Source organism: Hamadaea tsunoensis DSM 44101, assembly GCF_000428945.1.
Lineage (GTDB): Bacteria > Actinomycetota > Actinomycetes > Mycobacteriales > Micromonosporaceae > Hamadaea > Hamadaea tsunoensis.
In genome coordinates, this window is record NZ_AUAX01000009.1 from 80,530 (window position 1) to 92,579 (window position 12,050).

A 12,050-nucleotide genomic window follows, 5' to 3' on the forward strand; every position below is an offset into this window, starting at 1 on the left:
GTCATGGTCCGCAGCGGCCGCCGTTTCCGGCGTGCGACGCTTGCCGCCCTGCTCGTCGCCGGGGTGCTCATGCCCCTGTCCACGGCACCGACCGCGCAGGCCGCGACGACGCCGAGCCTGCCGTCCGGTTTCCAGGAGCAGATCCTCTTCAGCGGCCTGAACCAGCCGACGAACATCGAGTTCGCGCCGGACGGGCGGGTCTTCGTCGCCGAGAAGGGCGGCCGGATCAAGGTCTTCGACGACCTCGCGGACAACACCCCGGACCTGTTCGCCGACCTCACCGACGAGGTGGTCGGCGTCTTCGACCGGGGTCTGCTCGGCCTGGCCCTGGCGCCGAACTTCCCCGCGAACCCGTACGTCTACGTGCTCTACGACTACGGCGACCCGCTCGGCTCCCGGATGCCGGTGGTCTCCAACGACTGCACGAGCGCGACCGGCGGCGGTACGGGCGGGCGCTGCGTCATCTCGGCCCGGCTGTCGCGCCTGACGGTCGACGGCACGACGAACCACATGCTGGCGGGCAGCGAGAAGGTCCTCATCAACGACTGGTGCCAGCAGTACTCCAGCCACTCCATCGGCGACCTGCACTTCGGGCAGGACGGGATGCTCTACGTCTCGGCCGGCGACGGCGCGAGCTACGCCACCACCGACTGGGGCCAGCTGCCCACCAACTCCAACCTGAACCCGTGCGACGACCCGGCCAAGGAGGGCGGCGCGCTGCGGTCCCAGGACCTTTCGACCGGCGGCGACCCGGTCGGCCTCGACGGCACGATCATCCGGGTCGACCCGAACACCGGCGCCGCCGCCGCGGGCAACCCGAACATCGGGGCGAGTGACGCGAACGCCAAGCGGATCGTCGCGTACGGGCTGCGCAACCCGTTCCGCTTCACCATGCGGCCGGGCAGCAACGAGATCTGGGTGGGCGACGTCGGGTACCAGACCTGGGAGGAGATCAACCGGATCCCCAATCCCACCGCGTCGCTGACCAACTTCGGCTGGCCCTGCTACGAGGGCAGCGCGCAGACGCCCGGTTACTCCAGCGCCGACCTGCCGATCTGCACCAGCCTGTACGCGGCCGGCAACACGACCGGGCCGTACCTCACCTACAACCACGCGGCCGACGTCGTGCCGGGCGAGAACTGCGGCAAGGGCGGCGACTCGACCACCGGTGTCGCGTTCTACCCGGCGAGCGGCGGGCCCTACCCGGCCGCGTACAACGGGGCGCTCTTCTTCGCGGACTACTCGCGCAACTGCATCTGGGCGATGCGGGCGCCGACGCCGGGGGCCGACCCGTCGCCGTCGAACGTCACGCTGTTCGAGCAGAACGCGTCCGCACCGGTGGACCTGACGGTCGGGCCCGGCAACGAGCTGTACTACGTGGACATGACCGGCACGGTCCGGCGGATCCGGTACTACTCCGGCAACCGCCCCCCGACGGCCGTCATCGCCGCGACCCCGACGGGCGGCAAGTCGCCGCTGAACGTGCAGTTCGACGGCAGCGGCTCGGTGGACCTCGACGCGTCCGACGCGGGCCGCCTCACGTACGCCTGGGACCTCGACGGCGACGGCGCGACCGACGACTCGACGGACCCGAATCCGACCTGGCAGTACACCACCAACGGCTCGCATGCGGTGAAACTGACGGTGACGGACACGCTCGGCGCGAGCGCGTCGGCCACCACGACGATCATGGTGGGCGACAACGTCCCGACGGCGTTCATGGACACTCCGGTGGCGACCATGCAGTGGTCGGCCGACCAGACCGTCACCTTCAGCGGGCACGGTACGAACGGCGACGCCGCGCTGCCCGTGTCGGGGCTGCACTGGAAGCTACGCCTGCAGCACTGCGAGACGCTCAACAACTGCCACACGCACTACCTGCAGGAATGGGACGGCGTGGCGAGCGGCTCGTTCACCGCCCCCGACCACGAGTATCCGTCCTATCTGGAGCTCGAACTCGACGCCACGAACTCCGACGGCCTGACCACCTCGGTCGTGCGGCGGCTCGACCCGGCGACCGTGGACATCACGGTCAACAGCGTCCCGGCCGGCCGGATGGTGACCGTCGGCTCGGTCACGAAGATCGCGCCGTTCACGCTGACGGTCATCAAGGGCTCGACCGTGACGCTGAGCGCGCCCTCGCCGCAGAACGCGAACGCGGTGGTCTACACCTACCTCCAGTGGTCGGACGGGCAGGGGCAGACGCACGCCGTCGACGGTCCGGACAAGCCGACGACGTACACGGTCACGTTCCGCGGGACCTTCACCCGGCGTACGATCTCGGGCGCCTTCGGATCGACGTTCCGGCGCCTGGTCGAGCTGGGTGCGGCCACGCTGGAGACCCGCGTACTGATCCGGGCGACGTCGCCGAGACGGCGGTAGCGCACCCCTGGGCAAGTGGTGACCGGCGGGTAACTTCTCACACCCGGCGCCGCTTCCTGGGCTCCGCCGCGCCATGGCAGACTCATCACGGCTGAACGGTCGTTCGAGGAGGCTGTGGTGGAGATCAGTACGGTGGGCGTCGTCGGGCTCGGCACGATGGGCGCCGGCATCGTGGAGGTCTTCGCCCGCAACGGGCTGAACGTCGTGGCCGTCGAGATCGCCGAGGCCGCCCTGGAACGCGGCCGCGGCAACCTGACCGGCTCCACCGACCGGGCCGTGGCCAAGGGCAAGCTCGCCCCCGAGGACCGCGACGCCCTGATGTCCCGGGTCGACTTCCAGGTCGGGCTGGCCGCCCTGAGCGAGGTCGACTTCGTCATCGAGGCCGTGCCCGAGCACCTGGACCTGAAGCAGGCGATCTTCGCCGAGCTGGACAAGGTCTGCAAGCCCGAGGCCATCCTCGCCACCAACACCAGCTCGCTCAGCGTCACCGAGATCTCGGTCGCCACCCACCGGCCGCACCGGGTGATCGGCGTGCACTTCTTCAACCCCGCCCCGGTCATGAAGCTGGTCGAGGTGATCAGGACCGTCGTCACCGCCGAGGACGTGGTGGCCGACGTCGAGGCGCTGTGCGTACGCCTCGGTAAGGTGGACGTCACCATCGCCGACCGGGCCGGCTTCATCGCCAACGCCCTGCTGTTCGGCTACCTGAACCACGCGGTGGGCATGGTCGAGGCGCACTACGCCACCCGCGAGGACATCGACGACGCGATGCGGCTCGGCTGCGGCCTGCCGATGGGCCCGCTGGCGCTGATGGACCTGATCGGCCTCGACACCGCGTACGAGATCCTGGACACGATGTACCGCCGGGGCGGCCGCGACCGCCGGCACGCGCCCGCGCCGCTGCTCAAGCAGATGGTGACCGCGGGCCTGCTGGGCCGCAAGTCCGGCCGCGGCTTCTACACCTACGAGAAGCCGGGTTCGCCGGTCGTCGTGGCGGACGAGCTGACCCCGTCGGGAACGGCGGCCGTCGACGGCGCCCGCGCGATCGGGTCGGTCGGCGTGGTCGGCTCGGGCACGATGGCCGCCGGCATCATCGAGGTCTTCGCCAAGGCCGGCTTCGAGGTCACCAACGTGACGCGGGGCGGGGAGAAGTCGGCGGCGCTCTGCGAGGCGTTCAAGCTCTCCCTCGGCAAATCGGTCGTCCGCGGCCGGCTCACCGAGGCGGAGCGGGACGCGATCATCAACCGCGTCACCTGGTCCACCAACCTGGAACACCTGGCCGAGGTGGACATGGTGGTCGAGGCGGTCGTCGAGGAGCTGTCGGTCAAGAAGGCGCTCTTCGCCAGCCTCGACGAGATCTGCAAGCCGGGTGTGGTGCTGGCCACCACCACGTCGAGCCTGCCGGTGGTCGAGTGCGCGATGGCGACCGGCCGCCCCGCCGACGTCATCGGCCTGCACTTCTTCAACCCCGCGCCGGCGATGAAGCTGGTCGAGGTCGTCCGGACGATCCGTACCTCGCCGTCGACCGTCGCCACCGCCCTCGACGTCGTCGCCCGCCTCGGCAAGCACGCCGTACGCTGCGACGACCGGGCCGGGTTCATCGTCAACGCGCTGCTGTTCCCGTACCTGAACGACGCGGTGAAGATGCTCGAGGCCTCGTACGCGACGGCCGACGACATCGACCACGCGATGAAGCTGGGCTGCGGCTACCCGATGGGGCCGTTCGAGCTGCTGGACGTCGTCGGGCTGGACGTGTCGCTGGCCATCCAGCGCGAGCTGTACCTGGAACTGCGGGAGCCCGGCTTCTCTCCGGCCCCGCTGCTGGAGCACCTCGTGACGGCCGGGTACCTGGGCCGCAAGACCGGCCGGGGCTTCCGTGACCACACTCGCTGAGCGCGGGGACCGCGTACCGATTGGCTAACCTGGTAGGCGTGAGTCCGCGGCGAAACAACCGGCAGCCAGGCAAGACCGAGATCGACGAGACGTCGTCGCGGCGTGGCGTCGAACTCGAGTACGGCCGTGACGGCTTCGACGGTGACTTCAACGTGCGCCACATCACCGCGGCGGGGGCGACGAAGGCGTACCGGTGCCCGGGCTGTGACCATGAGATCCCGGCCGGGGTCGCGCACGTGGTCGCCTGGCCCGCCGACGGCCGGGGCGACGCGTCCGACCGGCGGCACTGGCACACCGCCTGCTGGCGGGCCCGCGACCGGCGCCGTCCGACCCCGAAGCACCTACGTTGACCAGCTGAAAGGCCTCTGGTGAGCATGGCCGACATCCGCGCCAACTCGATCCTGCCCGCCCGGCGTACGCCGATCGAGCTGCACACCGCCGACGGCCTGAAGCTGATCGGGGAGCTGGCGGTCCCGCTGGACCGGGAGCCGGCCGGGACGATCGTGTGCTTCCATCCGCTGCCGACGCACGGCGGCATGATGGACAGCCACATCTACCGCAAGGCCGCGTGGCGGCTGCCGGCGCTGGCCGGGATGGCCGTGCTGCGCTTCAACACGCGGGGCACGACGAGCGTCCAGGGCACGAGCGAGGGCGCCTTCGACGGCGGGAACGGCGAGCGGTTCGACGTCGCCGCCGCCATCGAGTACGCCGAGTTCGCCGACCTGCCGAACATCTGGGCCGTCGGCTGGTCCTTCGGCACCGATCTGGTGCTCAGATACGGGGCGGAGCCGGGGGTGCGGGGCGCGATCCTGCTGTCGCCGCCGCTGCGGTACGCCACCGAGGCGGACCTGCGAAACTGGGCGGAATCCGGCAAACCTGTCGTGGCGCTCGTGCCCGAACTCGACGATTACCTGCGCCCGGCCGAAGCCGCCGCCCGTTTCGCCGCGATTCCACAGGCGGAGGTGGTCGGCATCGAGGGCGGTAAGCACCTGTGGGTCGGCCAGGCCGAGCGGGCCCTCGACGAAATTGTACGCAGAGTGACACCTTCGACACCGACGCCGCTTCCTCAGACGTGGGAGGGTTCGATGGAGGCCGGTGACGCCACCGCGTACGCCGACCGCACGACGGCCGCCTTCGGACCGCTTCAGCAGTGATTCCTACGCCACATCGTTGCTGGTGACAGGAATCCGACCGCAATCGTCGTCCATACGGCCGAAGTCGTCGCTCGGCCCGCACCGGTAATGTCGTTTGTGCCCGAGCACGCATCGTCGAGGGCTTTCGTGAGGAACCTAGCAATGCGTGAAGCGAGCGTCGTCAAGGACCCGGGTGTGCCACCGGGTTCTTTCTTCGACCTCGCCTACCGGCATGAGCCCGCCGACGACTACGTCCGGCTGAAGTGGTCCCCTTCGGGCAAGCGGCGCTGGGTCCGCCCGCGCGGCAGCCGGCAGGCGTCCTGGCTGCTGCAGGCGTACGTGGTGGCGATGTTCGTGCTGCCGACCGACGCCGCGATCCAGGTGATCGGGGCCCAGGGCTACGCCGCCGCCCTCGTCGCGATGCTGATGTTCGCCGCCTGGCTGATCACGGCGCTGTTCGGTCTGCACGACCCGATCCACAGCCGCTACCCCGTACGCGGCGCGCTCGCCTTCCTCTGGGTCGCATCGCTGATCTCCTATGTGGCGATGCCCTTCTTCGGGCCCTCGCCGACGCAGCGGCTGAGCGCCGACCGGTGGCTGATGCTGCTGATCGCGGCGTCCGGCATCATCCTGGTCGCCGGCGAGCACCTGCGGGCGCCCCGCGACATCCTCCGCGTGGTCCGCGCCTTCGTCTACGGCGCGGCCTTCTCCGGTTTCGTCGCCGTGCTGCAGTTCTTCGCGCACTTCGACATCAAGCCGTACCTGCGGATGGTGCTCATCGGGTTCAACTCGGGCGGCGCGGACATCAGCCTCACGCCCCGCGACGCCCTGCTGCGCGTGTCCGGCACGGCCAACCATCCGATCGAGTTCGGCGTGACCGCGGCGATGGTCCTGCCGCTGGCGATCTGGCTCGGCTTCTTCGACCGGGAGCGGTCGCTGGTGAAGCGGTGGGCGCCGGCCGGGCTGATCGGCGTCTGCCTGGCGCTGTCGGTCTCGCGCTCGGCCATCCTGACCGTGCTGATCTCCATCGGCCTGATGGTCGCCCTGCTGCCCGCCCGCTTCCGCGTGTGGATCCTGGGCGTGGCACCGTTCGCCGCGGTGGGCGTCATGGCGGTCACGCCCGGCTATCTCAAGACCATGGTCTCGTTCACGAGCATGGGCGGGGACGATCCGTCGATCACCAACCGCACCAACAACTACCCGCGGGTGGCGGCGCTCGTCTCCGAGTCGCCGTACTTCGGGCACGGCGGGGGCACGTTCCTGCCGGCCGACGCCACGAAGATCCTGGACAACCAATACCTGAAGACGTCGATCGAGCTCGGGCTCGTGGGCGTCTTCGCGCTCATCCTCTACTTCCTCGTGCCCGCCATCTCGGCGCTCATCGCCCGGGCGAGCCACAAGGACGACGCGTTCCGCGGCCTGTGCGCGGCCCTCGCCGGCGGGTGTCTCGCCGCGGCGGTCGGCTGCACGGCCTTCGACGGTTTCTCCTTCCCGCAGTTCACGTCGGCGCACGCGCTGATGCTGGGCCTGTGCGGAGCGGTCTGGCTGTACGCACAGCGCGCCCGTCTGTCAGACTCGCAGGTCGCCGGGGCGTCTCCGGCGGGCGCGTCGTCGGCGGGGCCGGCCGTCATCGAGACCAGGATCCTGGTCCCCGCAGGGGGTCCGGAAATCGTCGGCAAGCCGAGTAACCTGAGTTCCCTCCGGAAAGAAACGAGCCTCTGATGGATCTGGTGGCAGTATTCTCCAGCCTTCGCCGGCACAAGATCATTGTCTTGATGGTCCTGCTGCTGACGATCGGTGGAGACCTGTTCGTGGTCTACGGGCTGCCGCAGCAGTACGAGTCGAAGGCGCAGTACCTGCTCAGCCCGCCGCCGCCCCCGCCCACCGACGAGGAGATCCAGAAGAATCCCTCGCTGGCCAAGCTCAACGCCAACAACCCGTACCTGCGGGTGGCGACCCTGTCCGTCGTGACCGACGTGCTGGCCCAGCGGGTCGGCGCCGACGAGACCCGCAAGAAGCTCATCGCCAAGGGCGCGGACCAGGACTACGCGATCGCGACCACCAACGCGATCGGTTCGGGGCAGCTGATCGAGATCACGGGTACGGGCCACTCACCGGAGGAGTCCGACCGCACCCGCGACATCGTCGTCGACCAGATGGTGAGCGAGCTGCACGACATGCAGACGGTGAACGGGGCCGACGAGCGCTACCTGATCAAGGCGATTCCGGTCACACAGTCCGCCGAACCCCTGCACAAGGTGACGGTGACGATGCGTTCCGTCATCGCCGTGACGGTCGCCGGCTTGATCCTCCTGTTCGCACTGATCTCCATCGCGGACGCGATCGCGCCGTGGCGCCGCCGCCGCGCCGGCCTGGACACCCTGGCGGCGCCGGAGCCCCCGCGCCAGCTGGAGCAGCGGCCGACCGGCACCGCGGGCGTACCGGCGTACAACGGGACGACCTACAACGGCACCGCGGTCAACGGCGGCTACAACGGGACCGCGGTCCCGAGTACCCCCAGCATGCCGGCCATTCCGGACGTCGAGAAGACCATGCCGGTGCTTCTCGAATGGCGTCAGCCGCCCGGCCAGGAGGACGACAGTACGATCATCCTCCCGCTGTCCAAGGTGCGCGAGAACTGATCACGTCATAGCAGGTCAGGGGCGCGCTCGGCGTCGCCTGGGAGCTTCTGTCGCCTACCCAACACACATGGGCTCTTCGGTCACGTACCGTCGGCCGGGCGGTGCCTCGTTCTACAGACAGGGCGGTTGTTGCTCAACGCCCAAGTTCACTAAGGTCACACGCTAGCCACCGACGATGGCATCGGGGGTGCATTTTTCCTCTCAGGAGGTAGAGCCGTGCGCGGCGACCAGATAAACCAGAGTTCTCGACTTTCGTCCGGCGCTATCGGCCGCTGGCGGGGGGCGTCGGGTCGGCGTAAGACATTCGCCACCGCGGTCGCCCTGGTGCTACTCGCCGCTGCCAGTCTGGTCGTGAGCGGGTCGATCCCTGCCGCCGCGGACAGCTGCCTGCCGAACCCGGTGGCATGCGAGAACGCCAAGCCGGGCGTGCCGGAGTCCACTTGGGACGTCGTCGGCAGCGGTGACCCCAGCATCCAGGGCTTCGCGACGCAGATCAGCGTCACCCCGGGCGGCCAGGAGCAGTTCAAGGTCAAGACCGACGCCCACGCGTACACGATCACGATCTACCGGCTCGGCTGGTACAACGGCGACGGCGCCCGGCAGATCGACACCGTGCCGGTCAGCGCGACGCTCCCGCAGACGCAGCCCGCCTGCATCACCTCGCCCGCGACCGAGATCTACGACTGCGGCAACTGGGGCGTCTCGGCGACCTGGAACGTGCCGAGCACGGCGGTCTCCGGTGTCTACATCGCCAAGCTGATCCGCACGGACAACAGCGGCGACAGCCTGATCCCGTTCATCGTGCGCGACGACACCAGCCACTCGGACATGGTCTTCCAGACCTCCGACACGACCTGGCACGCGTACAACACGTACGGCGGATCGGACTTCTACCAGGGCGCGGCGAACGGCCGGGCGTACAAGCTGAGCTACAACCGCCCGATCACGACGCGGGGCCAGAACAACGGCCGCGACTTCCTGTTCGCCAACGAGTACCCGATGATCCGGTTCCTCGAGCGCAACGGGTACGACGTGAGCTACATCTCCGGTCTGGACACCGCGGTCCGCGGCAACCTGCTGACCAACCACAAGGTCTTCCTGTCGGTCGGCCACGACGAGTACTGGGCGGGCGACGCGCGTACCAACGTCGAGCACGCGCGGGACGCGGGCGTGAACCTCGCCTTCTTCAGCGGCAACGAGGTCTACTGGAAGACCCGCTGGGAGCCGAGCGTCGACGGCACGAACACGGCCAACCGCACGATGGTCAGCTACAAGGAGACCTGGGCCAACGCCAAGATCGACCCGTCCAGCGAGTGGACCGGCACGTGGCGGGACCCGCGGTTCACCCCGCCCTCCAACGGGGCGCGGCCGGAGAACCAGCTGACGGGTACGGCGTACGTGTCGAACTCCGACGACATCGCGATGCAGGTGACGCAGCAGCAGGGCCTGAACCGGTTCTGGAACTACACCACGGTGGAGAACCTGACCGCCGGCACGACCGCCACGCTGGCCGCGCACACCGTCGGCTACGAGTCGGACGAGGACCTCGACAACGGCTTCCGGCCGGGCGGCCTGATCTGGCTGACGACCACGACCGCACCGGTGCCGCAGTACCTGCACGACTTCGGCAACGACGTGCAGCCGGGCACCACCACGCACCACATGACGCTGTACAAGGCGCCGTCGGGCGCGCTCGTCTTCAGCGCCGGCTCGATCCAGTACACGTGGGGTCTCGACCAGGACCACGACGGCCCCGGTGACCCGGCCGACGTGCGCATCCAGCAGTCGACGGTGAACCTGTTCGCCGACATGCACGTCCAGCCGACCAGCCTGATGGGCACCCTGCACGCCGCGACGGCGAGCGCCGACGGCACCGCGCCGACGGCGACCATCACCTCCCCGGCGGCCGGCGCGAGCATGGCCAACGGCGCCAAGGTCACGCTGAGCGGCACCGCGACCGACGCGGGCGGCGGCGTGGTGGCCGGCGTCGAGGTCTCCACCGACGGCGGCAGCACCTGGCACGCGGCCACCGGCCAGGCGTCCTGGTCGTACGCGTACTACGCGGCCGGCACGACCACGCAGACGGTCCTGGTCCGGGCGATGGACGACAGCGCGAACATCCAGCCGACCCCGACCTCGCGGGCGTTCACCATCACGGGTGCGTCCTCGCTGTTCGGCCAGCGCGTACCGACCACTCCGGCGGACGTCGACGGCTCGGCGCTGACCCTCGGCGTACGCTTCACGCCGCAGGTGAACGGGACGATCACGGGCATCCGGTTCTACAAGGGCACCGGCAACACCGGTACGCACGTCGGCACCCTGTGGTCCAACACCGGTACGCAGCTGGCGACCGGGACGTTCACGGGCGAGACGAGCACCGGCTGGCAGACGCTGACGTTCTCCACGCCGGTGTCGGTGACGGCCGGCGCGACCTACGTTGCCTCGTACTACGCCCCGAGCGGCCACTACGCGGAGCAGAACTGGTACTTCAGCTACGGCGACTACACCGCGTACCCGCTGACGGCCACCCGGTCCTTCGGCAGCAGCCCCAACGGGCTCTACCGGGCGGGCAACGGGTTCCCGACCTCGTCGTACTCGGACACCAACTACTACGTGGACGTGCTGTTCTCGGCCGGCGGCGTCACGCTGCCGACGGTGATCGCGACCACACCCACCTCGGGCTCGACGATGGTGGCGGCGTCGGTGAAGCCGACCGCGACGTTCAACATCGCGGTCAACCCGGCGACGATCAGCTTCGAGGTCTCGGACGGGTCGGACACCCCGGTGGCCGGCACGACCACCTACGACGCGGCCAGCAAGACGGCGACCTTCACGCCGTCGGCCAACCTCGCGGCGGGCACCGCCTTCACCGCGACGGTCGACGCCGACGACACCCTGGGCCACTCGATGGCCGCGCCGGCCGTGTGGAACTTCACCACCAGCGCGGCCGGCGACACGCAGACGCTCTTCGCGAGCAACGCGGTGCCGACCAACCCGGGCACGAGCGACTCGAACTCCGTCGAGCTGGGTGTGAAGTTCAGCTCGTCGACCGCCGGGCAGGTGGTGGGCATCCGCTTCTACAAGGACAACGGCAACACGGGTACGCACATCGGCAACCTGTGGTCGTCGACCGGCACGAAGCTCGCCAGCGCCACGTTCACCAACGAGACGGCCTCGGGCTGGCAGTACGTCCAGTTCAGCTCGCCGGTCACGGTGACGCCGGGGACGACGTACGTCGCGTCGTACTTCGCGCCGAGCGGTGACTACGCGGCGGACGGCGGCTACTTCGCGTCGGCGCTGACCAACGGCGACCTGTCCGCTCCGTCCGGGACGAACGGCGTCTACCACTACGGCTCGGACGCCTTCCCGACGGATTCGTGGAACTCCACGAACTACTGGGTCGACCCGGTGTTCGTGGCAGGGACGGGTGCGCCCGCCCCGAGCCCGTCCCCGTCGCCGTCCGCGCCGGCGAGCCCCAGCCCCAGCCCGAGCCCTTCGGCCACTGGGAGTCCCGCCGCTACGGTGGGGCTGTTTCCCGATACCGCCGTCCCGACGAACACGACCTGGAACGACAACGGCCCCATCGAGGTGGGCGTACAGTTCAAGTCTTCCGTAGCCGGGAAGGTGACGGGGGTCCAGTTCTACAAGGGCACGGGCAACACCGGTACGCACACCGCGCGCCTGTGGAGCTCGACCGGTACGCAGCTGGCTTCCGCGACCTTCAGCGGGGAGACGGCCTCCGGATGGCAGACGGTCACCTTCAGTGCACCGGTGACGCTCACCGTGGGGACGACGTACGTGGTCTCCGTCTATGAGCCGGCCGGGCACTACTCGCTCGACAGCAACTACTTCGCGTCGGCCTACACGAGCGGGGCGCTGAGCGCTCCGGCGACCTCGAACGGGCTGTTCCTGTACGGTGCTACGGGCTTCCCGACCAGCTCGTACAACGCGAGCAACTATTGGGTGGACGTCGTGTTCCAGCCGGTCTGACCGGCGGATC

Annotated in this window: 7 protein-coding genes; all 7 read left to right on the plus strand. The window is 69.4% G+C overall.

The features are described from left to right. The first annotated feature begins 3 nt into the window (after nt 1–3). The 7 genes from G401_RS46550 (at nt 4) to G401_RS46560 (ending at nt 12,040) form a co-directional block, all read left to right on the plus strand. On the plus strand, nt 4–2,382 hold the full coding sequence (locus G401_RS46550; protein WP_064741793.1) for a PQQ-dependent sugar dehydrogenase: 2,379 nt from the start codon (nt 4–6) through the stop codon (nt 2,380–2,382). 114 nt (nt 2,383–2,496) lie between these two features. Further along, on the plus strand, nt 2,497–4,275 hold the full coding sequence (locus G401_RS0118285) for a 3-hydroxyacyl-CoA dehydrogenase family protein (protein ID WP_027343655.1): 1,779 nt from the start codon (nt 2,497–2,499) through the stop codon (nt 4,273–4,275). A gap of 38 nt (nt 4,276–4,313) precedes the next feature. After that, nucleotides 4,314–4,625 (plus strand): hypothetical protein, encoded by a 312-nt coding sequence (locus G401_RS0118290; RefSeq protein WP_027343656.1) that lies wholly within the window; start codon nt 4,314–4,316, stop codon nt 4,623–4,625. A gap of 24 nt (nt 4,626–4,649) precedes the next feature. Continuing rightward, nucleotides 4,650–5,429: an alpha/beta hydrolase gene (locus G401_RS0118295; RefSeq protein WP_034592193.1), complete on the plus strand. Its 780-nt coding sequence runs from the start codon at nt 4,650–4,652 to the stop codon at nt 5,427–5,429. Nucleotides 5,430–5,570: 141 nt separating this feature from the next. Then, the gene (locus tag G401_RS46555; RefSeq protein ID WP_034592125.1) at nt 5,571–7,130 is read left to right on the plus strand and encodes an O-antigen ligase family protein; all 1,560 of its coding nucleotides are present in this window, start codon (nt 5,571–5,573) and stop codon (nt 7,128–7,130) included. Continuing rightward, entirely contained in the window at nt 7,130–8,050 is a 921-nt protein-coding gene (locus G401_RS0118305; RefSeq protein ID WP_027343658.1) for a Wzz/FepE/Etk N-terminal domain-containing protein, read from the plus strand. The genes G401_RS46555 and G401_RS0118305 overlap by 1 nt, the downstream gene beginning before the upstream one ends. 351 nt (nt 8,051–8,401) lie before the next feature. After that, the gene (locus G401_RS46560; protein WP_211240771.1) at nt 8,402–12,040 is read left to right on the plus strand and encodes a DUF4082 domain-containing protein; all 3,639 of its coding nucleotides are present in this window, start codon (nt 8,402–8,404) and stop codon (nt 12,038–12,040) included. Nucleotides 12,041–12,050 lie beyond the last annotated feature (10 nt).

Coding starts and splice junctions, on each gene's coding strand:
- G401_RS46550 (WP_064741793.1), top strand. CDS start 4: ATGGTCCGCAGCGGCCGCCGTTTCCGGCGTGCGACGCTTGCCGCCCTG.
- G401_RS0118295 (WP_034592193.1), top strand. CDS start 4,650: ATGGCCGACATCCGCGCCAACTCGATCCTGCCCGCCCGGCGTACGCCG.
- G401_RS46555 (WP_034592125.1), top strand. CDS start 5,571: ATGCGTGAAGCGAGCGTCGTCAAGGACCCGGGTGTGCCACCGGGTTCT.
- G401_RS0118305 (WP_027343658.1), top strand. CDS start 7,130: ATGGATCTGGTGGCAGTATTCTCCAGCCTTCGCCGGCACAAGATCATT.